Annotated in this window: 20 protein-coding genes and 2 tRNA genes; 21 read left to right on the top strand and 1 reads right to left on the bottom strand. The window is 59.4% G+C overall.

Annotation, left to right across the window (positions count from 1 at the left end):
• Positions 1-227 precede the first annotated feature (227 nt).
• From carA to greA, 3 genes are all read left to right on the top strand, one after another.
• Positions 228-1364: a glutamine-hydrolyzing carbamoyl-phosphate synthase small subunit gene (gene carA, locus ACYAS9_RS01990; protein WP_463566635.1), complete on the top strand. Its 1137-nt coding sequence runs from the start codon at positions 228-230 to the stop codon at positions 1362-1364.
• Positions 1365-1500: 136 nt separating this feature from the next.
• Positions 1501-4722 carry a carbamoyl-phosphate synthase large subunit gene (carB, locus tag ACYAS9_RS01985; RefSeq protein ID WP_463566634.1) on the top strand — a complete coding sequence of 1074 codons (3222 nt, stop codon included), beginning with the start codon at positions 1501-1503 and terminating at the stop codon, positions 4720-4722.
• Positions 4719-5195: a transcription elongation factor GreA gene (gene greA / locus ACYAS9_RS01980; protein ID WP_459749772.1), complete on the top strand. Its 477-nt coding sequence runs from the start codon at positions 4719-4721 to the stop codon at positions 5193-5195. Before carB ends, greA begins: the two co-directional genes overlap by 4 nt.
• A 108-nt stretch (positions 5196-5303) precedes the next feature.
• Here the strand turns inward: greA and ACYAS9_RS01975 are convergent, their stop codons facing one another.
• Complete coding sequence (locus tag ACYAS9_RS01975) at positions 5304-5612, bottom strand: YhbY family RNA-binding protein (RefSeq protein WP_459749771.1); 309 nt, start codon at positions 5610-5612, stop codon at positions 5304-5306.
• A 101-nt stretch (positions 5613-5713) separates the two neighbouring features.
• Between ACYAS9_RS01975 and rlmE the strand changes: the two genes are divergently transcribed.
• The 18 genes from rlmE (at position 5714) to ACYAS9_RS01885 (ending at position 25258) form a co-directional block, all read left to right on the top strand.
• The gene (gene rlmE / locus ACYAS9_RS01970; RefSeq protein ID WP_463566633.1) at positions 5714-6364 is read left to right on the top strand and encodes a 23S rRNA (uridine(2552)-2'-O)-methyltransferase RlmE; all 651 of its coding nucleotides are present in this window, start codon (positions 5714-5716) and stop codon (positions 6362-6364) included.
• 193 nt (positions 6365-6557) lie between these two features.
• A complete protein-coding gene (ftsH, locus tag ACYAS9_RS01965; protein WP_459749769.1) occupies positions 6558-8459 on the top strand; it encodes an ATP-dependent zinc metalloprotease FtsH in 1902 nt (633 codons plus the stop codon).
• An 8-nt stretch (positions 8460-8467) separates the two neighbouring features.
• The gene (folP, locus tag ACYAS9_RS01960) at positions 8468-9319 is read left to right on the top strand and encodes a dihydropteroate synthase (protein ID WP_463566632.1); all 852 of its coding nucleotides are present in this window, start codon (positions 8468-8470) and stop codon (positions 9317-9319) included.
• An 18-nt stretch (positions 9320-9337) separates the two neighbouring features.
• Positions 9338-10678 carry a phosphoglucosamine mutase gene (gene glmM / locus ACYAS9_RS01955; protein WP_463566631.1) on the top strand — a complete coding sequence of 447 codons (1341 nt, stop codon included), beginning with the start codon at positions 9338-9340 and terminating at the stop codon, positions 10676-10678.
• 65 nt (positions 10679-10743) lie between these two features.
• The gene (gene tpiA, locus ACYAS9_RS01950) at positions 10744-11499 is read left to right on the top strand and encodes a triose-phosphate isomerase (protein WP_463566630.1); all 756 of its coding nucleotides are present in this window, start codon (positions 10744-10746) and stop codon (positions 11497-11499) included.
• Positions 11500-11503: 4 nt separating this feature from the next.
• On the top strand, positions 11504-11884 hold the full coding sequence (gene secG / locus ACYAS9_RS01945; protein WP_463566629.1) for a preprotein translocase subunit SecG: 381 nt from the start codon (positions 11504-11506) through the stop codon (positions 11882-11884).
• A gap of 61 nt (positions 11885-11945) precedes the next feature.
• A tRNA-Leu gene (locus tag ACYAS9_RS01940) sits at positions 11946-12031 on the top strand.
• Between the two features lie 95 nt (positions 12032-12126).
• Positions 12127-12203: transfer RNA gene (locus tag ACYAS9_RS01935), tRNA-Met, on the top strand.
• Between the two features lie 130 nt (positions 12204-12333).
• Positions 12334-12792: a ribosome maturation factor RimP gene (gene rimP / locus ACYAS9_RS01930; RefSeq protein WP_463566628.1), complete on the top strand. Its 459-nt coding sequence runs from the start codon at positions 12334-12336 to the stop codon at positions 12790-12792.
• Between the two features lie 59 nt (positions 12793-12851).
• Positions 12852-14333, top strand: coding sequence for a transcription termination factor NusA (gene nusA, locus ACYAS9_RS01925; protein WP_459749763.1), 1482 nt, complete (start codon positions 12852-12854; stop codon positions 14331-14333).
• A 26-nt stretch (positions 14334-14359) separates the two neighbouring features.
• Complete coding sequence (gene infB / locus ACYAS9_RS01920) at positions 14360-16927, top strand: translation initiation factor IF-2 (RefSeq protein ID WP_463566627.1); 2568 nt, start codon at positions 14360-14362, stop codon at positions 16925-16927.
• 137 nt (positions 16928-17064) lie between these two features.
• Entirely contained in the window at positions 17065-17466 is a 402-nt protein-coding gene (gene rbfA / locus ACYAS9_RS01915) for a 30S ribosome-binding factor RbfA (RefSeq protein WP_463566626.1), read from the top strand.
• 3 nt (positions 17467-17469) lie between these two features.
• Positions 17470-18387, top strand: a complete 918-nt coding sequence (gene truB, locus ACYAS9_RS01910) for a tRNA pseudouridine(55) synthase TruB (RefSeq protein WP_463566625.1) — start codon at positions 17470-17472, stop codon at positions 18385-18387.
• A 158-nt stretch (positions 18388-18545) separates the two neighbouring features.
• Positions 18546-18815, top strand: coding sequence for a 30S ribosomal protein S15 (rpsO, locus tag ACYAS9_RS01905; RefSeq protein WP_459749759.1), 270 nt, complete (start codon positions 18546-18548; stop codon positions 18813-18815).
• Between the two features lie 240 nt (positions 18816-19055).
• Positions 19056-21161, top strand: a complete 2106-nt coding sequence (gene pnp / locus ACYAS9_RS01900; protein ID WP_463566624.1) for a polyribonucleotide nucleotidyltransferase — start codon at positions 19056-19058, stop codon at positions 21159-21161.
• A 179-nt stretch (positions 21162-21340) separates the two neighbouring features.
• A complete protein-coding gene (locus ACYAS9_RS01895; protein ID WP_463566623.1) occupies positions 21341-21856 on the top strand; it encodes a sigma-70 family RNA polymerase sigma factor in 516 nt (171 codons plus the stop codon).
• Complete coding sequence (locus tag ACYAS9_RS01890; protein ID WP_463566622.1) at positions 21853-22806, top strand: FecR domain-containing protein; 954 nt, start codon at positions 21853-21855, stop codon at positions 22804-22806. Before ACYAS9_RS01895 ends, ACYAS9_RS01890 begins: the two co-directional genes overlap by 4 nt.
• Before the next feature lie 97 nt (positions 22807-22903).
• Complete coding sequence (locus ACYAS9_RS01885) at positions 22904-25258, top strand: TonB-dependent siderophore receptor (RefSeq protein WP_463566621.1); 2355 nt, start codon at positions 22904-22906, stop codon at positions 25256-25258.
• Positions 25259-25427: the final 169 nt, after the last annotated feature.

Below are 25427 nucleotides of genomic sequence, written 5' to 3'. Positions count from 1 at the left end.
TATCCGTGCTTTTCGCGGCTCGCTTGAGTCGCGAAAGTCTTCAGTGAAGCGTCTGTGTTGCATTGGTGGTAGACCAAAACAGGCCTTTTCTGTAAGATACAGCTTTAGTGTGTCCACTAAAAGCGCGCAGATGAATCCATAAGAAAGCGGGGTGACGTATCAAAACGTCATTCCGCTTTTTTACAACCTGCGAACGCCCTTTCAGGCTTTATTTACGGGAGGTCTTCTTGACTAAGCCAGCCATACTTGCCCTTGCTGATGGCAGCATTTTTCGCGGTGAAGCCATTGGCGCCGACGGCCAGACTGTTGGTGAGGTGGTGTTCAACACCGCTATGACCGGCTATCAGGAAATCCTTACCGATCCTTCCTATGCCCAGCAAATCGTTACCCTGACTTACCCGCACATCGGCAACACCGGCACCACGCCGGAAGACGCCGAATCCGACCGCGTCTGGTCGGCCGGTCTGGTTATTCGCGACCTGCCGCTGGTTGCCAGCAACTGGCGCAACAAGATGTCGCTGCAGGATTACCTGAAGGCCAACAATGTTGTGGCCATCGCCGGTATCGATACACGCCGCCTGACCCGCATCCTGCGTGAGAAGGGCGCTCAGAACGGCTGCATCCTGGCCGGTGACAACATCAGCGAAGAAGCTGCCATCGAAGCCGCTCGCGGTTTTCCGGGCCTTAAAGGCATGGACCTGGCCAAGGTGGTCAGCACCAAAGAGCGCTACGAGTGGCGCTTCAGTGTCTGGGAACTGAAGACCGACAGCCATCCGGAAATCGCTGCTGCCGATCTGCCGTACCATGTCGTTGCTTTCGACTACGGCGTCAAGGTCAACATCCTGCGCATGCTGGTCGAGCGCGGTTGCCGCGTGACGGTCGTGCCGGCGCAAACCCCGGCCAGTGATGTGCTGGCACTCAATCCTGACGGTGTATTCCTGTCCAACGGTCCGGGTGACCCGGAGCCATGCGATTACGCTATCCAGGCTATCAAGGAAGTGCTGGAGACCGAGATTCCGGTGTTCGGTATCTGCCTGGGTCACCAGTTGCTGGCTCTGGCCTCCGGTGCCAAGACCGTCAAGATGGGCCACGGCCACCACGGCGCCAACCACCCGGTCCAGGATCTGGACACCGGTGTGGTGATGATCACCAGCCAGAACCACGGTTTTGCGGTGGACGAGGCGACCTTGCCAGGCAACGTTCGCGCCATCCACAAGTCGCTGTTCGACGGTACCCTGCAAGGTATCGAGCGCACCGACAAGAGCGCGTTCAGCTTCCAGGGTCACCCTGAGGCGAGCCCGGGTCCAAACGACGTAGCGCCATTGTTCGATCGCTTCATTGATGCCATGGCCAAGCGCCGCTGACCGGTTGCCTTGAAAATGAAGTAAGCAGGTGCCCTGGGTGGCCCCGGACGCTAGCCGGTCCGGTCGCTGCCACCCGGCATCTCAATGAATATTCAAGACGGCTTGCCGACTGATTTGCGGAGTTGAGTGACAACCCATGCCAAAACGTACAGACATTAAAAGTATCCTGATTCTTGGCGCCGGCCCCATCGTGATCGGCCAGGCCTGCGAATTCGACTACTCCGGCGCCCAGGCCTGTAAAGCCCTGCGCGAAGAGGGTTACCGCGTCATTCTGGTGAACTCCAACCCGGCCACCATCATGACCGACCCGGCCATGGCTGACGCCACGTATATCGAGCCGATCAAGTGGCAGACCGTTGCCAAGATCATCGAAAAAGAGCGTCCTGATGCCGTGCTGCCAACCATGGGCGGCCAGACTGCACTGAACTGCGCCCTGGACCTGGAGCGTGAAGGCGTTCTGGAGAAGTTCGGTGTGGAAATGATCGGCGCCAATGCCGACACCATCGACAAGGCCGAAGACCGTTCGCGTTTCGACAAGGCCATGAAGTCCATCGGCCTGGCGTGCCCGCGTTCCGGCATTGCCCACAGCATGGAAGAGGCCTTCGCGGTTCTCGAGAAGCTCGGCTTCCCGTGCATCATCCGTCCGTCCTTCACCATGGGCGGCACCGGTGGCGGCATCGCTTACAACCGTGAAGAGTTCGAAGAAATCTGCGCCCGTGGTCTGGACCTGTCGCCGACCAAGGAACTGCTGATCGACGAATCGCTGATCGGCTGGAAAGAGTACGAGATGGAGGTGGTCCGCGACAAAAAGGACAACTGCATCATCGTTTGCTCGATCGAAAACTTCGACCCGATGGGCGTGCACACCGGCGACTCGATCACTGTCGCTCCAGCCCAGACCCTGACCGACAAGGAATACCAGATCCTGCGTAACGCCTCGCTGGCGGTACTGCGCGAGATCGGCGTTGAAACCGGCGGTTCCAACGTGCAGTTCGGTATCTGCCCGAACACTGGCCGCATGGTCGTGATCGAGATGAACCCGCGCGTGTCGCGTTCCTCGGCACTGGCTTCCAAGGCCACCGGTTTCCCGATCGCCAAGGTCGCCGCCAAGCTGGCAGTCGGTTACACCCTCGATGAGCTGCAGAACGACATCACCGGTGGCAAGACCCCGGCGTCCTTCGAGCCGTCGATCGACTACGTGGTCACCAAGCTGCCACGCTTTGCTTTCGAGAAATTCTCCAACGCCGACGCACGTCTGACCACTCAGATGAAGTCGGTGGGTGAAGTCATGGCCATCGGTCGTACGTTCCAGGAGTCCCTGCAAAAGGCCCTGCGCGGCCTGGAAGTCGGTGTCTGCGGTCTTGATCCGAAGGTCGACCTGAGCCATCCGGATAGCATGAGCACCCTCAAGCGCGAGCTGACCGTGCCGGGCGCCGAGCGTATCTGGTACGTCGCCGATGCTTTCCGTGCCGGCATGACCGTCGAAGAAATCTTCGACATGAACATGATCGATCCCTGGTTCCTGGTGCAGATCGAAGACCTGATCAAGGACGAAGAGAAGGTCAAGACCCTGGGCCTGTCGAGCATCGATCGTGACCTGATGCTGCGTCTGAAGCGCAAAGGCTTCTCCGATGCGCGCCTGGCCAAGCTGCTGGGTGTGACCGAGAAAAACCTGCGCACGCATCGCCACAAGCTGGACGTGCTGCCGGTCTACAAGCGCGTTGACACCTGCGCGGCCGAGTTCGCCACCGACACCGCCTACATGTACTCGACGTACGAAGAAGAGTGCGAGGCCAACCCGTCGACCCGCGACAAGATCATGATTCTGGGCGGCGGTCCTAACCGTATCGGCCAGGGCATCGAGTTCGACTATTGCTGTGTGCATGCGGCCCTGGCACTGCGTGAAGATGGCTATGAAACGATCATGGTCAACTGCAACCCGGAAACCGTTTCCACCGACTACGACACTTCCGACCGCCTGTATTTCGAACCGGTGACCCTGGAAGATGTGCTCGAAATCGTCCGCGTCGAGAAGCCTAAAGGCGTCATCGTCCAGTACGGCGGCCAGACCCCGCTGAAACTGGCGCGTGCCCTGGAAGCGGCCGGCGTGCCGATCATCGGCACCAGCCCTGATGCCATCGACCGTGCCGAAGACCGTGAGCGCTTCCAGCAGATGGTCGAGCGCCTGAACCTGCGTCAGCCGCCAAACGCCACCGTGCGCAGCGAAGACGAAGCGATTCGTGCTGCCGCCAAGATCGGTTACCCGCTGGTTGTGCGTCCGTCCTATGTACTGGGCGGCCGGGCGATGGAAATCGTTTACCAGGAAGATGAACTCAAGCGTTACCTGCGCGAAGCGGTGCAGGTGTCCAACGACAGCCCGGTGCTGCTGGACCACTTCCTCAACTGCGCCATCGAAATGGACGTGGACGCCGTCTGCGACGGCACCGATGTCGTCATCGGCGCCATCATGCAGCACATCGAGCAGGCCGGCGTTCACTCCGGTGACTCGGCATGCTCGCTGCCGCCGTACTCGCTGCCGGCCCACATCCAGGACGAGATGCGCGAGCAGGTCAAGAAAATGGCTCTGGAGCTGGGTGTGGTCGGCCTGATGAACGTGCAGTTGGCGTTGCAGGGTGAAGACATCTACGTCATCGAAGTCAACCCGCGTGCTTCGCGTACCGTGCCGTTCGTTTCCAAGTGCATCGGTGTTTCCCTGGCGATGATTGCCGCGCGCGTCATGGCCGGCAAGACCCTCAAGGAACTGGGCTTCACCAAGGAAATCATTCCGAACTTCTACAGCGTCAAGGAAGCGGTGTTCCCGTTCGCCAAGTTCCCTGGCGTCGACCCGATCCTTGGCCCTGAAATGAAGTCGACCGGCGAAGTGATGGGCGTGGGCGACACCTTTGGCGAAGCCTTCGCCAAGGCGCAGATGGGTGCCAGCGAGACCTTGCCGACCGGCGGTACTGCTTTCATCAGCGTGCGCGATGACGACAAACCTCTGGTGGCCGGCGTTGCGCGTGACCTGATCGAGCTGGGCTTTGATGTGGTTGCGACCGCAGGCACTGCCAAGCTGATCGAAGCGGCAGGCCTGAAAGTGCGTCGCGTCAACAAGGTGACCGAAGGTCGTCCGCACGTTGTCGACATGATCAAGAATGACGAAGTCACGCTGATTATCAACACCACCGAAGGGCGTCAGTCGATCGCTGATTCCTACTCCATTCGTCGCAATGCGTTGCAGCACAAGATCTACTGCACCACGACCATTGCGGCTGGCGAAGCTGTCTGTGAGGCGCTCAAGTTCGGTCCCGAGAAGACCGTACGTCGCCTGCAGGATCTGCATGCAGGATTGAAAGGATGATTAAATACCCAATGACCGTCCAGGGCGCTCGCGCCCTGGAAGAGGAACATGCCCACCTGACCAAGGTGGTTCGCCCCAAGCTCAGCCAGGACATCGGTACTGCACGCGAGTTGGGTGACCTCAAGGAAAACGCTGAATACCATGCTGCGCGCGAGCAGCAAGGCATGGTCGAGGCGCGTATCCGTGATATCGAAGGCCGCATGCAGAATGCCGTGGTGATTGACGTCACCACGATTGCGCACACCGGCAAGGTGATTTTCGGCACGACCGTGGAAATCGCCAATGTCGAAACTGACGAGAGTGTGGTCTATCAGATCGTTGGGGAAGATGAAGCCGACATCAAGCTGGGCAAGATCTCGGTAGGCTCACCCATTGCTCGCGCCTTGATTGCCAAGGAAGAGGGTGATGTGGTGGTCGTGAAAACACCGGGCGGTGTGATCGAGTACGAGATCATCGAGGTTCGCCACATCTGAGGCGAATCGTGAGTCTGTCATGACGCTTTGGCCGCCCGCCCGGAAACTCCGGGTGGGCGGCCTGCTTTTAGACGCCTGGATGCATGCGCAACCTGCGTCGAAGCGTTATCAGCTGGCGCGATGAACGTTGGACAGGTTCTTGTTGACCTTCGGGTTCTTGCGGTAGATCAGTGCCATCTTGCCAATGACCTGCACCAGCTCCGCAGAACCTGTCTTGCACAGCCCGGCAATTGCTTGCAGGCGGCTTTCACGGTCGAGGATGTTGAGCTTGACCTTGATCAGTTCGTGATCGCTCAGCGCGCGCTCCAGCTCTGCGAGCACACCTTCGGTCAATCCGTTGTCCGCCACGATCAGAACCGGTTTCAGATGGTGGCCAATGGATTTGTACTGTTTCTTCTGCTCTTGAGTGAGCGGCATAATGACCCCTGCGTCTGGTCTGGTAAAAACGGCGGCCAGTTTACCCGAGCGAGTCGGGGACCGCCCTATTAATCGTGACCCGTTTATTTTCGAGGTGCCCAGTGAAACCTTCCAAGTCCAGCCAGAACTGGCTGAAAGAACATTTCGACGACAAATACGTGAAGATGGCGCAAAAGGACGGCTACCGTTCACGTGCCAGCTACAAGCTTCTGGAAATCCAGGAGAAGGACAAGATCATCCGTCCCGGCATGACCGTTGTCGACCTGGGCGCCGCGCCCGGTGGCTGGTCGCAAGTGACCAGCCGGCTGATTGGCGGGCAGGGGCGTCTCATCGCTTCTGACATTCTTGAGATGGACGCCATTGGCGATGTCACCTTCATTCAGGGTGATTTCACCGAAGACGCGGTGCTGACGAAAATCCTCGAGGCGGTCGGTAATACGCAGGTAGACCTTGTGATTTCCGATATGGCCCCCAATATGAGTGGATTGAGTGCGGTTGATATGCCGCGCGCGATGTTCCTTTGCGAACTGGCACTGGATCTGGCGGGTCGTATATTGCGTCCCGGTGGAGATTTTCTGATCAAGATTTTCCAGGGCGAAGGCTTTGACGTCTATCACAAGGACGTACGCAAGCTGTTCGACAAGGTACAGATGCGCAAACCATTGTCATCGCGTGACAGGTCTCGCGAGCAGTATTTGCTGGCCCGTGGTTTCCGCGGCATTGAAGGTTCGGCCAGCATTGAGCGGTTTTGAGGTCTGGCGATAGCTTTTTTCAAATGGCATGAAAATGCCGCCTGAACGAACATCGCGTAGCTAAAGTTTCACAAAGGGTTACAGACGGCGCCTGCCATCATTGGGGGGTTCTGTAGTAAGTTAGGGCGGTGATTATCATGCGAGGCACGCTTGCGGCGTGGAGCTTGCTTCAGAGGGTAGCTAATTGAACGATATGGCAAAGAATTTGATCTTGTGGTTGATCATCGCGGCTGTCCTGGTGACGGTGATGAACAACTTCTCCAGCCCGAACGAACCGCAGACCCTCAACTATTCCGAATTCATCCAGCAGGTGAAGGACGGCAAAGTCGAGAAGGTCGCTGTGGATGGCTATGTCATCACCGGCAAGCGCAGTGACGGCGACACCTTCAAGACCATTCGTCCGGCGATTCAGGATAACGGCCTGATCGGCGATCTGGTCGACAACAACGTGGTTGTCGAAGGCAAGCAGCCTGAGCAGCAGAGCATCTGGACCCAGTTGCTGGTCGCCAGCTTCCCGATCCTCGTCATTATCGCGGTGTTCATGTTCTTCATGCGCCAGATGCAGGGCGGTGCCGGTGGCAAGGGCGGGCCGATGAGCTTTGGCAAGAGCAAGGCGCGCCTGCTCTCCGAAGATCAGGTCAAGACGACCCTGGCCGATGTGGCTGGTTGTGATGAAGCGAAGGAAGAAGTCGGCGAGCTGGTCGAGTTCCTGCGCGATCCGGGCAAGTTCCAGCGCCTGGGTGGTCGTATTCCGCGCGGCGTGCTGATGGTGGGTCCTCCGGGTACGGGTAAGACCCTGCTGGCCAAGGCCATTGCGGGCGAAGCCAAGGTGCCGTTCTTCACCATCTCCGGTTCCGACTTCGTCGAGATGTTCGTGGGTGTCGGCGCCAGCCGTGTCCGTGACATGTTCGAGCAAGCCAAGAAGCACGCACCCTGCATCATCTTCATCGACGAGATCGACGCTGTAGGTCGCCATCGTGGCGCCGGCATGGGTGGCGGTCACGACGAGCGTGAGCAGACCCTCAACCAGTTGCTGGTTGAAATGGACGGCTTCGAAATGAACGATGGCATCATCGTCATTGCAGCCACCAACCGTCCCGACGTGCTGGACCCGGCGCTGCTGCGTCCCGGTCGCTTCGACCGTCAGGTAGTGGTCGGCTTGCCGGACATCCGTGGCCGTGAGCAGATCCTCAAGGTGCACATGCGCAAGGTGCCGATGGGCGAAGATGTCCAGCCTGCCGTCATCGCACGTGGTACACCTGGCTTCTCCGGTGCCGACCTGGCCAACCTGGTCAACGAGGCATCGCTGTTCGCCGCTCGCAATGGCAAGCGCCTGGTCGAGATGAAAGAGTTCGAGCTGGCCAAAGACAAGATCATGATGGGCGCCGAGCGCAAGACCATGGTCATGTCCGAGAAAGAAAAACAGAACACCGCTTACCACGAGGCAGGCCATGCCATCGTCGGTCGCCTGGTGCCTGAGCATGATCCGGTCTACAAGGTGTCGATCATTCCGCGTGGCCGTGCGCTGGGCGTGACCATGTTCCTGCCGGAAGAAGATCGCTACAGTCTGTCCAAGCGTGCCTTGAACAGCCAGATCTGCTCGCTGTACGGTGGTCGTATCGCTGAAGAAATGACCCTTGGTTTCGATGGCGTCACCACCGGTGCTTCCAACGACATCATGCGCGCCAGCCAGATTGCCCGGAACATGGTGACCAAGTGGGGCCTGTCCGAGAAGCTTGGCCCGCTGATGTATACCGAAGACGAAGACTCGGGTTTCCTGGGTCGCGGTTCGAGCCAGAACACCAGCTTCTCCGGTGATACTGCCAAGCTGATCGACTCGGAAGTGCGCAGCATCATCGATCATTGTTACGACACGGCCAGGCAGTTGCTGACCGACAACCGTGACAAGCTCGATGCCATGGCTGAGGCGCTGATGAAGTACGAGACTATCGATGCGGATCAGATCGACGACATCATGTCCGGTCGTCCACCTCGTGAGCCGCGTGACTGGGAAGGTGGTTCGGGTACCAAAGGTACGCCAATTCCCGATTCCCGTCCTGAAGCCCCTATCGGCGGCCCTGCTGCTGACCATTAAGGCCTGACATGACAGTTGCGCTGTACCCGACCCGGTTGCCTTGCGGCAACCGGGTTCTTGATTTGGCCCGGACGCATGTCATGGGCATCCTTAACGCGACCCCGGACTCCTTCTCCGATGGTGGTCGATACGCTCGGCTCGATGCTGCCATGCAGCATGCCGACGCCATGGTGCGCTGCGGAGCAACCCTGATCGATGTCGGTGGAGAGTCGACCCGGCCCGGCGCTGCCGTGGTATCGGTCGATGAAGAGCTGGATCGCGTCGCACCGCTGGTTGAGCGTATTGCCCGAGAGCTGGATGTCATCATCTCGGTCGATACGTCGACGCCTGAAGTGATGCGCGAAACTGCCCGGCTCGGTGCGGGTCTGATCAACGATGTCAGGTCGCTGCGGCGTCCCGGTGCGTTGCAGGCTGCTGCGCAAACCGGTTTGCCGGTCTGTCTTATGCACATGCTGGGCGAGCCTGGCGATATGCAGGACAATCCGCATTACGAGAATCTGCTGACAGAGGTGAGCGATTTCCTGGTGGCGCGCATGGCTGAGTGTGCAGCGGCAGGTATCGGCGCCGAGCGGATTATCCTCGATCCCGGGTTTGGTTTCGCCAAGACCGTCGAGCACAATCTCAGCCTGTTCCGGCACATGGAAGTCTTGCACGCATTGGGCCGGCCGCTGTTGGTCGGTGTGTCGCGCAAGAGCATGATCGGCGCCGTACTGGGACGTCCGGTAGGCGAGCGGTTGTATGGCGGGTTGGCCCTGGCTGCCTTGGCAATGACCAAGGGAGCACGAATCCTGCGTGTGCATGATGTCGCTGAAACAGCCGATGTAGTGCGCATGATTGCAGCTGTCGAATCGGCAGAATAAGAACACGGTGGAGCACCCATGAGCAGCAGAAAATATTTTGGAACCGATGGCATTCGCGGTCGGGTCGGTCAGTACCCTATTACCCCTGATTTCATGCTCAAACTGGGTTGGGCGGCGGGCATGGCTTTTCGTCGTATGGGTGCCTGCCGGATTCTGGTCGGCAAAGACACCCGTATTTCGGGCTACATGTTCGAGTCGGCACTGGAAGCAGGTTTGTCTGCTGCAGGCGCTGACGTCATGCTGCTGGGGCCGATGCCGACCCCGGCCATTGCCTATCTGACCCGAACCTTCCATGCCGAGGCGGGTATCGTGATCAGTGCTTCGCACAACCCGCACTACGACAACGGCATCAAGTTCTTCTCGGGGCAGGGTACCAAGCTGCCCGACGAAATCGAGCTGATGATCGAAGAGCTACTCGATGCGCCAATGACTGTCGCCGAATCCGACAAGCTCGGCAAAGTGTCGCGAATCAATGACGCGGCCGGCCGCTATATCGAATTCTGCAAAAGCAGCGTACCGACCAGCACCAGCTTTGCCGGTCTCAAGCTGGTGGTCGACTGTGCGCACGGTGCGACCTACAAGATTGCGCCCAATGTGTTTCGTGAGCTGGGTGCGCAGGTCACTGTGCTGGCCGCGCAGCCAAACGGCCTCAATATCAACGAAAACTGCGGTTCCACCCACCTTGAGTCCGTTCAGGCGGCTGTGGTGGCGGAAAAGGCCGACCTGGGTATCGCCTTCGATGGCGATGGCGATCGGGTATTGATGATCGATCACACCGGTGCGGTCGTCGACGGTGACGAGTTGATGTACATCATTGCGCGCGACCTGCATGAGCGTGATCGCCTGAATGGCGGCGTGGTCGGTACGCTGATGAGCAACCTGGGGCTGGAGCTGGGCCTGGCCGAGCTGAATATTCCGTTTGTGCGCGCCAATGTCGGCGACCGTTATGTCATTGCCGAGCTGCTGGAGCGCAACTGGCAACTGGGTGGTGAGAACTCGGGTCATGTGGTGTGCCTGCAGCACACTACGACGGGCGATGCGATCATTGCCGCCTTGCAGGTGCTGATGGCCCTGCGTCGCAGCGGCAAGAGCCTGGCAGAGGCTCGACAAGCGCTGCGTAAATGCCCGCAGGTGCTGATCAATGTGCGTTTTGCCGGTGGTGTCGATCCGGTTTCCCATCCGTCGGTGCAGGACGCTTGCGCTCGTGTAACCGCAGAAATGGCAGGTCGCGGCCGGGTATTGCTGCGCAAGTCCGGGACCGAGCCGCTGGTGCGGGTGATGGTCGAGGGCGAGGATGAGGCGCAAGTGCGCGGCTACGCCGAAGAGCTGGCGAAACTGGTCACTGAAGTTTGTGCTTGATACGGCTTGCCAGTCTTTGCAGCGTTGGGTAACATCTGCGCCCACTTTGACCGACGAGGTACAGCATGCGTCGCACGATGGTAGCTGGTAACTGGAAAATGCACGGTACCCGCGCCAGCGTCGCTGAGCTGATCGACGGGCTTGCCGCACAGACTCTGCCTGGCAGTGTCGATGTAGCAGTCTTTCCTTCAAGCCTGCATGTTGGTCAGGTGATCGACGGCCTTCGGGATACGTCGATCGCTGTTGGTGCTCAGGACGCAGCCGTACAGGCAGGCCCTGGTGCACTGACAGGCGAGATTGCGTCGAGTCAGCTGGCTGATGCGGGTTGCAAGCTGGTGCTGGTTGGGCACTCTGAGCGTCGCCTGTTACTGGGTGAATCCGATGAGGTGCTGAACCGCAAGTTTGCTGCTGTTCAATCGGCGGGCCTGATCCCTGTGCTGTGTATCGGGGAAACCCTGGAGCAGCGCGAGGCGAATCAAACCCTTGAAGTGGTCGGGCAGCAGCTCGACAGCGTCATCAAGGCGTTTGGTATTCAGGCGCTGGTCAATGCGGTGATTGCTTATGAGCCTGTATGGGCCATCGGCACCGGATTGACTGCAACGCCGGAGCAGGCGCAAGACGTGCACGCAGCGATTCGTGCGCAGTTGGCAAAAGAGAATCCCGAAGTCGCGCAAGGTGTGCGGCTTCTATATGGCGGCAGCGTCAAGGCGGCCAATGCGGCCGAGTTGTTCAGCATGCCGGATATCGATGGTGGGCTTGTGGGTGGAGCCTCCCTGAATGCAGATGAATTCGGTGCGATCTGTCGCGCCGCGGGAAACTGAAAAAATGCTGGAAACAGTCGTAGTCGTTTTTCATCTGCTGGGTGCGCTGGGTGTTGTTGCCCTGGTTCTGATGCAGCAGGGTAAAGGTGCGGAGGCAGGAGCTTCTTTTGGTGCAGGCGCATCAAATACTGTCTTCGGAGGGCAAGGAAGTGCTACCTTTCTGAGTAAGTTTACTGCTATACTTGCAGCATGTTTTTTCATAACTAGCTTGGGCTTAGGCTACTTTGCTAAAGAAAAAGCTCAACAGTTTGATCAGGTCGGTTTGCCAGATCCAGCTGTAATGGAAATCAAGCAAAAGCCAGCCTCAGATGATGTGCCGATGCTTGAAGGTCAGAAGCCAGCTGTTACTCCGGCTGATGTACCTGCCGCTCCAGAGCAGAAGTAAAAGCTTTTGATGTAATACAGATTTCAGGCGATGTTTGTAGAGGTCGCCAAAGAGTTGTAATGCCGAGGTGGTGGAATTGGTAGACACGCAACCTTGAGGTGGTTGTGCCCATAGGGTGTAGGGGTTCGAGTCCCCTTCTCGGTACCATTTAGCAGGAAAGCCCGCTTTGGCGGGCTTTCTTGTGGGCGGATGTTCGATTGACCTGCCAAGGTATCAGTCGTATAATCCGCCCCCAGCTTTGTCGCGGGATGGAGCAGTCTGGTAGCTCGTCGGGCTCATAACCCGAAGGTCGTTGGTTCAAATCCAGCTCCCGCAACCAGTTTTGGCGAAGCCCCTTTTAAGGGGCTTTTTGCTAGCTGGACAGAACATGACGCCGGTGTTCAGCGGCGTCTTCAGTGATGGGCTTTTGCCCATTTTTTTATTTCTAAAGCATGCACGAGGGGGTTCAGATGTCGAGCAAGCTGGAACAGTTGCAGGCCATACTGGCCCCAGTGGTTGAAGCGCTTGGCTATCAATGCTGGGGAATCGAGTTCATTTCCCAAGGCCGGCATTCACTGCTGCGCATTTATATCGACAAAGAAGATGGCGTTCTGGTGGAAGACTGCGAAATCGTCAGTCGTCAGGTCAGCGGCGTGTTGGATGTAGAAGATCCAATCAGCTCTGAATACACCCTGGAAGTGTCGTCGCCTGGCATGGATCGTCCTCTGTTCAGCATTGAGCAGTTTGCGGCGCACGCCGGACAACAAGTGAAAATAAAGCTGCGTTCTCCATTTGAAGGGCGGCGCAACTTTCAAGGCGTTCTCCGCGGGGTGGAGGAGCAGGATGTCGTGGTGCAGGTCGACAGCAACGAATACTTGTTGCCAATCGACTTGATCGACAAAGCCAACATTATTCCCGCGTTTGACTGAAACGTGCCAGATGCTGCGGATCCCGCGGATCCAATGGCTTGCGAAAGGCGAGGCGTACGATGAGCAAAGAAGTACTGCTGGTAGTTGAGTCGGTATCCAATGAAAAGGGTGTACCGGCCGGTGTTATTTTTGAGGCGCTGGAGCTGGCACTCGCTACAGCCACCAAGAAGCGCTACGAAGATGAAGTGGACGTGCGTGTTGAAATCAACCGCCACACAGGTAATTACGAGACTTTCCGTCGCTGGACCGTGGTCGAAGACGAAGACCTGGACGATCCGGCACACCAATACGCGGTAGACCAGGCTCAGGCGCACAAGCCGGGCGCTGTTGCCGGTGAAGTGATCGAAGAGAAAATCGAGTCCATCGAGTTCGGTCGTATTGCTGCGCAAACGGCCAAACAGGTCATCGTGCAGAAAGTCCGTGAAGCTGAACGTGCCCAGGTTGTCGACGCCTACCGCGAGCGTCTGGGCGAGATCATTTCCGGTACTGTAAAAAAGGTGACGCGCGACAATGTCATCGTTGATCTGGGCAACAATGCCGAAGCCTTGCTGGCACGCGAAGACATCATCTCCCGCGAGACATTCCGGGTAGGTGTTCGTGTACGGGCACTGCTTAAAGAAATTCGCACCGAAAACCGTGGCCCGCAGCTGATTCTGTCGCGTACTGCGCCAGAGATGCTGATCGAGCTTTTCCGTATCGAAGTTCCGGAAATCGCTGAAGGTCTGATCGAGGTGATGGCTGCCTCCCGTGACCCGGGTTCGCGTGCAAAAATCGCTGTTCGCTCCAAGGACAAACGCATCGACCCGCAAGGCGCCTGCATCGGCATGCGCGGTTCGCGTGTCCAGGCTGTTTCCGGCGAGCTGGGTGGCGAGCGTGTGGATATTGTGCTGTGGGACGATAACCCGGCACAGTTCGTGATCAATGCAATGTCCCCTGCTGAAGTAGCGGCAATCATCGTCGATGAAGATGCCCATGCAATGGATATCGCTGTTGGCGCAGACAACCTGGCGCAAGCGATTGGTCGTGGCGGACAGAACGTACGCCTGGCCAGTCAGTTGACCGGCTGGACGCTCAACGTGATGACCGAGTCCGATATCCAGGCCAAACAGCAGGCAGAGACCGGTGACATTCTGCGCAACTTCATCGACGAGCTGGAAGTCGACGAAGAACTGGCGCAGGTACTGGTTGATGAAGGCTTCACCAGCCTGGAAGAAATTGCCTACGTACCGTTGGAAGAAATGCTCAACATCGACGGCTTTGACGAAGATATTGTCAATGAGCTTCGTGCTCGTGCCAAGGATCGCTTGTTGACCAAAGCCATCGCTACTGAGGAAAAGCTGGCAGACGCCCATCCGGCCGAAGACCTGCTCTCGCTTGAGGGTATGGACAAGGATTTGGCGATGGAACTGGCGGTGCGCGGCGTAATTACCCGCGAAGACCTGGCCGAGCAGTCTATAGATGACCTGCTCGACATCGACGGCATTGACGATGATCGTGCCGGCAAGTTGATCATGGCCGCCCGAGCCCATTGGTTCGAGTAACAGGCGCGGCCTGAGGAGAGAAGTGCATGACGCAAGTCACGGTGAAACAACTGGCCGATGAGGTCAAAACACCGGTAGAGCGCCTGCTGCAGCAGATGCGTGAGGCAGGTCTGCCGCACACCGCCGCCGAGGAACACGTGTCCGACAGTGAGAAGCAGTCGTTGCTGACTCACCTGAAAAGCAGCCACAAGGCTAAAGTGGAAGAGCCGCGCAAGATTACCTTGCAGCGCAAGACCACCAGCACCCTGCGCGTTGCCGGCAGCAAGAGCATTAGCGTTGAAGTGCGCAAGAAGAAAGTTTTCGTGCAGCGCAGCGCCGAAGAAATCGAAGCCGAGCGCAAGCGCGAGCTGGATGAACGTCGCGCGGTAGAAAACGCAGCCCGTCAAAAGGCCGAGGCTGAAGAAGCCAAGCGTCGTGGCGACGACCCGGCGCGCCGTCAGCCTGCACCAGCAGCACCTGCGGCCCCGGCTCAACAAGCCCCGGCCAGCAAGCCTGCCGAAGCACCAGCACCTCGTGCTGCAACACCAGAGCCTGCGCGTGATGCGTCTGGCGCTGCGAACGCCAATGGCGCCCCGGCTCCTACGACCATCGAAGTGCGCAAGCGCGAAGAGCGTCGTCCGGACAAAGCCCCTTCTCGTGGTGGCGACGACCGCACCCCGCGTGGCGATGGCGAACGCAAAAGCGCTCCGCATCGTCCGTCGAGCAAGGACAAGGCACCGGCAGTGCGTGTTGCACCGCGTACCACCGATGAAGAAAGCGACGGCTTCCGCCGTGGCGGCCGTGGCAAGTCCAAGCTGAAGAAGCGCAATGCGCATGGCTTCCAGGCGCCGACCGGTCCGGTCATCCGCGACGTAGCCATCGGCGAGACCATCACCGTGGGCGAGCTGGCCGCGAAGATGTCGGTCAAGGCTGCAGAAGTCATCAAGTTCATGTTCAAGATGGGCACTCCAGTGACCATCAACCAGGTGCTGGATCAGGAAACTGCTCATCTGATCGCCGAAGAGCTGGGCCACAAGGTCACGCTGGTCAGCGACAACGCCCTGGAAGAATCGCTGGCCGAGTCCCTGAAGTTCGAAGGTGAAACCTTCTCCCGCGCTCCGGTTGTGACCGTAATGGGTCACGTTGACCACGGCAAGACGTCCCTGCTCGACTATATCCGTCGTGCCAAGGTCGCTGCTGGCGAGGCTGGTGGTATCACCCAGCACATCGGTGCCTACCACGTAGAAACCGAGCGCGGCATGGTCACCTTCCTCGACACCCCGGGTCACGCGGCGTTTACCGCCATGCGTGCTCGTGGTGCCAAGGCGACCGACATCGTGATCCTGGTGGTCGCGGCCGACGACGGCGTGATGCCGCAAACCATCGAAGCCGTTCAGCACGCCGTGGCTGCTGGCGTGCCGCTGGTAGTTGCGGTGAACAAGATCGACAAGCCGGGTGCAGACCTGGATCGCATTCGCAGCGAGCTGTCGATCTACGGCGTAACGTCTGAAGAGTGGGGCGGTGATACGCCGTTCGTTCCGGTTTCCGCAAAAATGGGTACCGGTGTCGACGAACTGCTCGAAGCCGTTCTGCTGCAGGCCGAGGTTCTCGAACTCAAGGCCACGCCATCGGCTCCTGGCCGTGGTGTTGTCGTCGAATCGCGTCTGGACAAGGGCCGCGGCCCGGTAGCCACCGTTCTGGTTCAGGACGGTACGCTGCGCCAGGGCGACATGGCTCTGATCGGTTCGAACTTCGGCCGTATCCGCGCCATGCTCGACGAAAACGGCAAGCCTGTGAAGGAAGCCGGCCCGTCGATCCCTGTCGAGATTCTCGGCCTGGATGGTACGCCGGAAGCCGGTGACGAGATGACTGTACTGGCCGACGAGAAGAAGGCCCGTGAAGTTGCCCTGTTCCGTCAAGGCAAGTTCCGCGAAGTCAAACTGGCTCGCGCACATGCCGGCAAGCTGGAAAACATCTTCGAGAACATGGGCCAGGAAGAGAAGAAGACGCTCAACATCGTCCTCAAATCCGACGTCCGTGGTTCCCTCGAGGCCCTGCAAGGTGCCTTGGGTGGTCTGGGTAACGATGAAGTGCAGGTCCGGGTCATTGGTGGCGGTGTCGGTGGTATCACCGAAAGCGACGCCAACCTGGCGCTGGCCTCCAACGCTGTTCTGTTCGGCTTCAACGTGCGTGCCGATGCCGGTGCGCGCAAGATCGTCGAGCAGGAAGGTCTGGATATGCGTTACTACAACGTCATCTACGACATCATCGAAGACGTCAAGAAAGCCCTGACCGGTATGCTGGGCAGCGATGTTCGCGAGAACATTCTGGGCATCGCCGAAGTGCGTGATGTGTTCCGTTCGCCGAAGTTCGGTGCGATCGCAGGCTGTATGGTGATCGAGGGTACGGTTCACCGTAACCGTCCGATCCGCGTACTGCGTGAAGACATCGTTATCTTCGAAGGCGAGCTGGAATCGCTGCGCCGCTTCAAGGACGACGCTGCTGAAGTGCGTAACGGCATGGAATGCGGTATCGGCGTCAAGAGCTACAACGACGTCAAGGTCGGTGACAAGATCGAAGTCTTCGAGAAGGTCCAGGTGGCTCGTAGCCTCTAAACCGCAGGCTTCGGGCACGGTGCCTCTGTACCGTGTCGCGAGCTGAACGCAACGCCCGGTCTGACTTATGTCAGGCCGGGCGTTTGCCGCTTTCAGACCGTCAGGGTTTGTTCCCGGGTCAGTAACAGGTATCAAACATGGCCAAAGAATATAGCCGTACCCAACGTATTGGCGATCAGATGCAGCGTGAGCTGGCACAACTGATCCGCCGTGAAGTCAAAGACCCGCGTGTCGGTCTGGTCACCATCACCGCGGTGGATGTCAGCCGCGATGTCGGTCACGCCAAGATCTACGTGACCGTGATGGGCCAGGACGATGCCGAAGCCATCGCGCAAAGCATCAAGGTGCTCAACACCGCTGCCGGCTTCCTGCGCATGCAGCTGGGTCGCGAAATGAAACTGCGCAGCGTGCCGCAACTGCACTTCCATTACGACGAAAGCGTGGTGCGTGGCGCCCATCTGTCGTCGCTGATCGAGCGTGCCGTGGCCGAAGACAGCCAGCATCAGGGCGATGCCGCCTCAGACGATTCGAAGGAGTAACGGGTGGCTCAGGTCAAACGTATCCGCCGTAACGTCAGCGGGATCATTCTGCTCGACAAGCCCTTGGGGTTCACCTCCAATGCGGCCCTGCAAAAGGTGCGCTGGCTGCTCAATGCCGAGAAGGCCGGGCACACCGGCAGCCTCGATCCGCTGGCCACCGGCGTCTTGCCGCTGTGCTTCGGCGAGGCGACCAAGTTCTCGCAGTACCTGCTCGATTCGGACAAGTCCTACGAAACCCTGATGCAACTGGGCAAGACCACCACCACGGGCGATGCCGAAGGCGATGTATTGCTGGAGCGGCCTGTGACCGTTGGTCGCGTGGATATCGAAGCGGTTTTGCCACAATTTCGTGGTCAAATCAGTCAGATACCGCCGATGTACTCGGCCCTCAAACGCGATGGCCAGCCGTTGTACAAGCTGGCGCGTGCAGGGGAAGTAGTGGAGCGCGAAGCGCGTTCTGTTACTATTGCGCGCCTGGAATTGCTGGCGAGTGAAGGCGACACCGCGCGGCTGTCCGTGGACTGCAGCAAAGGCACCTATATCCGTACCCTGGTGGAAGATATCGGTGAGCAACTGGGTTGTGGTGCGTATGTCGCTGAACTGCGACGCACTCAGGCCGGTCCCTTTACGCTGGCCCAGACCGTTACGCTGGAAGAGCTCGAACAGGCCCATGCCGAAGGCGGCAACGAAGCGATCGATCGCTTCCTGATGCCATCGGACAGCGGGTTGCAGGACTGGCCACTGTTGAAGTTTTCCGAACACAGTGCGTTCTACTGGTTGCATGGTCAGCCAGTCAGAGCCCCGGACGCGCCGAAATTCGGTATGGTGCGGGTGCAGGATCACGAAGGACGCTTCATCGGAATCGGTGAAGTAAGCGATGACGGGCGAATTGCCCCGCGTCGGCTGATTCGGTCAGAGTGACCGAAAACCCGCGCAACGGCCGGTTTGTCCGGTTGAAGCGGGGGCGAGGGTGGCTGTCAACAGGCACGGTCACATCTCATTATTTAATACGAGGTATTAGCCTCGGCCTGTTGGAATCGTCTTTTGCAGACGCTTCCTTGACTTGAAGGATTGCCCACATGGCACTCAGCGTTGAAGATAAAGCTCAGATCGTAACCGACTACCAGCAAGCTCCAGGTGATACTGGTTCGCCAGAAGTGCAAGTTGCACTGCTGACCGCCAACATCAACAAGCTGCAAGGTCACTTCAAAGCCAACGGTAAAGATCACCACTCCCGTCGTGGTCTGATCCGCATGGTAAACCAGCGTCGCAAGCTGCTGGACTACCTGAAAGGCAAAGACGTCAGCCGTTACAGCACCCTGATCGGTCGTCTGGGCCTGCGTCGCTAATAGCGATGTGGCGCTTCTCCTGCCTCGGTCCGTGCGGGTCTTTTCGATGAGATCGGACACGCATTGGCGAGCAGGAATCTGAGGTTGGTTGCCTGCCTGGGCTCATCGGTTGAACCGGTGAACCTGGCAGGCTTCCAGCCTCAAGTTTTATCTGGACTGTGGAAGGGGCCGATTCCCCGCCTGGCCCAAGAATTCGCAAGAAACCAGTTCCCCCAAAAGTCGCAAATAAGGTAGGAAACCGTGAACCCGGTAATCAAGAAGTTTCAGTTTGGTCAGTCGACCGTAACCCTGGAGACAGGCCGCATCGCTCGCCAGGCATCGGGCGCAGTATTGGTCACCGTTGACGACGACGTCAGCGTATTGGTGACCGTAGTGGGCGCCAAGCATGCGGACCCGAGCAAAGGCTTCTTCCCGCTGTCCGTGCACTACCAGGAAAAAACCTACGCCGCCGGCAAGATCCCTGGTGGCTTCTTCAAGCGTGAAGGCCGTCCTTCCGAGAAAGAAACCCTGACTTCGCGACTGATCGACCGTCCGATCCGTCCGCTGTTCCCTGAAGGCTTCATGAACGAAGTCCAGGTCGTCTGCACCGTGGTGTCGACCAGCAAGAAAACCGATCCGGACATCGCTGCCATGATCGGTACCTCGGCCGCCCTGGCCATCTCCGGTATTCCTTTCGACGGTCCTGTCGGCGCTGCCCGCGTTGCGTTCCACGAAAGCACCGGCTACCTGTTGAACCCGACCTACGAGCAACTGCAGGCATCGAGCCTGGACATGGTCGTGGCCGGTACTTCCGAAGCCGTTCTGATGGTTGAATCGGAAGCCAAAGAGCTGACCGAAGACCAGATGCTGGGCGCCGTGCTGTTCGCTCACGACGAGTTCCAGGTGGTGATCAACGCCGTCAAGGAACTGGCCGCCGAAGCCGCCAAGCCACTGTGGAACTGGCAGCCAAAAGCCGAGGCCACCGAGCTGCTGGGCGCCATCCGCGCCGAGTTCGGCGACGCGATCTCCGACGCCTACACCATCACCGTCAAAGCCGACCGTTATGCCCGCCTGGGCGAGCTGCGCGAGCAGATCGTTGCCAAGCTGGCCGTCGAAGAAGGCAGCCCGACTGCCAGCGAAATCAAGGCGGCTTTCGGTGAAATCGAATACCGCACCGTGCGCGAGAACATCGTCAACGGCAAGCCGCGCATCGACGGTCGCGACACCCGCACCGTACGTCCGCTGAACATCGAAGTCGGCGTTCTGCCGAAGACTCACGGTTCGGCGCTGTTCACCCGTGGCGAAACCCAGGCCCTGGTCGTTGCGACCCTGGGTACTGCTCGCGACGCGCAACTGCTCGACACCCTTGAAGGCGAGAAAAAAGACGGCTTCATGCTGCACTACAACTTCCCTCCGTTCTCGGTGGGCGAGTGTGGTCGCATGGGCGGCGCCGGTCGTCGTGAAATCGGTCACGGCCGTCTGGCCCGTCGCAGTATCCAGGCCATGCTGCCAGGTGCCGACGTATTCCCGTACACCATTCGCGTGGTCTCGGAAATCACCGAGTCCAACGGTTCCAGCTCCATGGCTTCGGTCTGCGGTGCTTCGCTGGCGCTGATGGACGCCGGTGTGCCGGTCAAGGCGCCGGTTGCCGGTATCGCCATGGGCCTGGTCAAGGAAGGCGGCAAGTTCGCTGTTCTGACCGACATCCTGGGTGACGAAGACCACCTGGGCGACATGGACTTCAAGGTTGCCGGTACCGCCAAGGGTGTCACTGCACTGCAGATGGACATCAAGATCAAGGGCATCACCGAAGAGATCATGGAGATCGCCCTGGGCCAGGCCCTGGAAGCTCGCCTGAACATCCTCGGCCAGATGAACCAGATCATCGGTCAGTCGCGCAGCGAACTGTCGGCCAACGCGCCGACCATGATCGCGATGAAGATCGACACCGACAAGATCCGTGACGTCATCGGCAAGGGTGGCGCGACCATCCGTGCAATCTGCGAAGAAACCAAGGCGTCGATCGATATCGAAGACGACGGCACCATCAAGATCTTCGGTGAAACCAAGGAAGCGGCCGAGGCAGCTCGCCAGCGCGTCCTGGGCATCACTGCCGAAGCCGAAATCGGCAAGATCTACGTCGGCAAGGTCGAGCGCATCGTCGACTTCGGCGCCTTCGTCAACATCCTGCCTGGCAAGGACGGTCTGGTTCACATCTCGATGCTGAGCGACGCACGCGTCGAGAAAGTGACCGACATCCTCAAGGAAGGTCAGGAAGTTGAAGTACTGGTACTGGACGTGGACAACCGCGGCCGTATCAAACTGTCGATCAAAGACGTAGCCGCTGCCAAAGCGTCCGGCGTCTGATGTAACCCGTCAGCCGGCGTCTGCAAGACGCCGCGTTGCCTGAAAAATCCGCGATCAGTGATGGTCGCGGATTTTTTTATGGGCGCGCATCAGGCGCAAATGGGAAGCATGCCGATTGCTGGCACGAGGATGAACTGTATAAACTGAGATACATTCTCATCACCAAGTCTATTCATCTCATGTCGACGCCCGCCGATCATGCACCCGTTCAACGGCTGTACAGCGCTCACCATGCCTGGCTGACCGGCTGGCTGAGCCGTCGCACGGGTAATCGCTGCGATGCCGCCGACCTGAGTCAGGACACCTTTGTGCGCCTGTTGACCTCGCCGTACAAGGCCGATGACCTGCGTGAGCCGCGTGCTTATCTGGCGACCATCGCCAAACGCCTGCTGGCCAATCTCTATCGCCGCCGCTCGCTGGAAGAAGCCTGGCTCGAAGCCCTGGCCAGCGTGCCGGAAGAAGAGGCGCCCAGCGCCGAATCCCGGGCCGCCATTCTGGAAGCGCTGCATGAAGTCGATCAGGTGCTGGCCGCCTTGTCGGCCAAGGCCCGGCAGGCGTTCCTGATGTCACAACTTGAAGGCTACACCCAGGAAGAAATTGCCGACGTGCTGAGCGTCAGCGTGCGCACCGTGCAGCGCTACCTGCTGCAAGGCTTTGAAGAGTGCATCGTGCTGGCATCGAGTCACGCCGCATGAGCGCCAGTACCGCCCCCATTGATCGCAAGATCGCCCGGCAGGCCGCCGCCTGGTTTCTGCGCCTGCAATCGCCGACGGCCACAGAGCACGATCAGCAAGCCTGCGCGCAATGGCGACGGGCGCACAGTGATCATGAGCGTGCCTGGCAGCTGGCGAGTCGCTTCAGCGAGCAATTGCACAGTATTCCACCGGCCCTGGGGCGCACGACGCTGGCGCACAGCGGCACCCTCAAGCGCCGTTCGGCGCTCAAGGCACTGACCTCGATGGTGGTCATTGGCTCGCTTGGATTTGTTGCGGCGCGCAGCCCGACGGTGACTTCTCTGACCGCCGATGTCAGCACCGGCGTCGGCGAGCGGCGCAAGATGACCCTGAGCGACGGCACCGAGATTTGCCTGAACACCGACAGCGCCATCGACATTCGCTACACCGCCGGCGAGCGCATGCTGGTGCTGAGAAAGGGCGAGATCTTCGTCATGACCGGCAGTCAGGATGCCAGGCCCTTCTCGGTGGAGTCGGTGCGCGGTAATTACCAGCCGATGGGCACACGCTTTTCGGTTCGTCAGCTCGACGATCATGACCTGCTGCGGGTGGTGGAAGGCAAGGTTGCTGCCGTCGCGCATCAGGCGCCGGTATCGGGTTTGCAGGTGCTGGCCGGCCAGCAGGCGCGCATCAGCGACACGCAGGTGCAGTTGCTGCCAGAGACCGGGCAGGGCATCGACTGGGTCGACGGCGTATTGCGCGTCAACCGTATGCGTCTGGGCGACTTCGTCACTGAACTGGGCCGCTATCGGCGCGGCTGGACGCGCTGTGAGCCACAAGTGGCCGATCTGCTGATCTCCGGCGCCTTCCAGTTGCAGGACACCGACAATGCGCTGGCGGCGGTTGCCCTGACCCTGCCGGTCAAGGTGCGCTATGTCACGCGCTATTGGGTCACGCTGGAACCTGTCTGAAGTTTTTCCAGAAAAACCGGAAAACCGTGTCGTGTTTTTTACCTGTGGCGTGTCCTCCCTGCTGAATCCGGATAATCACGTGCTCAGGATCCCTTGCATGCCCATCCCTAGCCACATCTCACCCTTGTTCAGCCTGGCCTTTGTGGCCGGTCTTGGCCTGACCGCGCAGGCCCAGGCTCAAACCCGGTATTACGACATTCCCGCTGGTGCCTTGAGCGACACCCTGGCGACGTTCGCCGCAAAGGCCGGGATTACCCTGCCGATTGACCCGAACGTGGCGCTCGACCTGCGCAGCCCCGGTTTGAAAGGGGAGTGGAGTACCGTACAAGGTTTTACGCAACTGTTGCGCGGCACAGGCCTGGAAGCGGTGCCGCAGGCCGGCAATACCTGGACGCTGAGGCCGCTGCCGGTGGCCGGTTCTGCTGTGCAACTGGACGCGACGACGATTGCCGGGCTGCATGACGGCAGCCGCGCCATCGGCCCGGTCGAAGGCTACAACGTGTCGCGCAGTAGCTCCGCAACCAAGACCGACGCGCCGCTGCGCGATATCCCGCAATCGGTTCAGGTGGTGTCGCGCCAGGTCATCGAAGACCAGCAACTCACCAGCCTTGGCGATGCGCTGAGCAACGTCAGCAGTATTCAGCGCGGCAACACCCATGGCGGCACCACCGAGAGCTTTTTCATTCGCGGTTTCCAGAACACCACCTATGCGGTCGACGGCATGATGACCAACTCGCTGGTGGTGCGACCCGAAATCCTCAGCGACCTGAGCAATATCGAGCGGGTCGAAGTGCTCAAGGGACCGGCCTCGGTCCTGTACGGGCGCGGCAATCCGGGCGGATTGATCAATCTGGTGACCCGCAAGCCGACCTATACCGCTCAGGGTCAGGTCAAGGCGCAGGTCGGTTCATGGGATTTTCGCCGCTTGCAGGCGTATGTCAGCGGGCCGCTCGACGCCGGGCATTCGCTGGCCGGCGGCCTGGCCATCGCCACCCAGACCGAGGGCAGCTTCCGTGACCTGTACCGCGACAGCCACCGGCGCTTCATTGCGCCGACGCTGCTCTGGGAACCGAGCGAAGACACGCGTGTGGAAATGGGCCTGGAGTACACCGAAACCGACGCCCAGTACGATCGCGGCCTGCTGGCCATCAACGGCAGGGTCGACTCGCGTTCGAAACTGTTTCTTGAAGAGCCCTGGTCGCGCGCCGAAAGCGACAAGACGGCCGCCTGGGTGCGTATCGAACACGAAGCCAGCGACTGGCTGACCCTGCGTCAGGTGACCCGCTGGGACCGCTCCAACAAGGACATGCTCAATGTCTCCCAGCAAAGCCTGCAGAGCGACGGTCGCACCACTCAGCGGCGCGCCACCGACTTCGATGAGTCGGCCAGATCCCTCAGCGCCCAGTTCGAAGCCATCGCCGACTTCGACACGCTGGGCTTGCAGCATCAAGTGCTTGGCGGGGTCGAGACGGTCAGGGGCACGCGGCGGGTGACCATGCTGCGCGCCAACCTGGCGCCGCTGGACATCTATAACCCGGTGTACGGTGCCGCGCCGGGACCGTTCAGCTTTGGTGAAGACACCGACTTCAGGCAAAGCAGCTACGGGCTTTACCTGCAAGACCAGATCGACCTCAGCGAGCAATGGAAGCTGCTGCTGGGTGTGCGCTGGGACAAGGTCGACCAGCGCAACCGCAGCTACACCGTCAGCGGCAGTTACAGCGACATCGATATTGCTCCTTCGGACACCTCGCCGCGCGCCGGCATCGTCTATCAGCCCACCGAGCGCCTGGCGCTGTACGCCAGCTACAGCACCTCGTTCGCACCGCAGAACCGCCTCACCCGCAATGGCAGCGTGCTCGACCCCGAGACCGGCAAGCAGTATGAAATCGGTGCGAAATACGACCTGATCCCCGAGCGCCTGATTGCCACGCTGGCGGCATTTGAAATCACCCGGCAAAACCTGTCGACCACCGATCCTGCCGACAGCAGCTATTCGATCCAGACCGGCGAACAGCGCGTGCGCGGCCTGGAACTGGATGTCAGCGGTGAAATAAGCGAAGGCTGGAATGTCATCGGCAACATTGCCGTGCTCGATGCCAGGTTGATCAAGGACACCCAGCTTGAAGAAGGCAACCGGCTGGAAGGCATTCCGGTGGTCAGCGGCTCGCTGTGGTCCAGCTACCAGTTACAGAGCGGTCCCTTGCGTGGCCTGGGCATGGGCGCCGGTGTCGTATTTGCCGGCAAGCGTCAGGGCAATCTGGCCAACAGCTACAGCGCAAGCGGCTACGGGCGCATCGACATGAGCCTGTTCTACGACATCAACGATCAGGTGCGGGTGTCGCTCAATGCGCGCAACGTGACCGACCGCGACTACATCGAAACCATTGCCAGCGCGGGCAACTATGCCGGTGAACCGGCTTCGTTGACGGCCTCGTTAAGCGTTGGATTTTGAGGTGTACGCAGGGAACTTTTGAAAACTTGCATCTTGCATGCGTGCACGATGGACGAACGGGCAAACTGCACGATCGGCTAATTTTAAAAAAATAATAAGCTGTTGATTATTAAAGGTTTTTTAGTCTTGTGAAAACTGGCACAGCGCTTGCGATATACCTGATAACCCT

It is taken from the genome of Pseudomonas sp. HP_08 (assembly GCF_055284095.1).
This window is presented reverse-complemented; position numbering and strand designations above follow the sequence as displayed.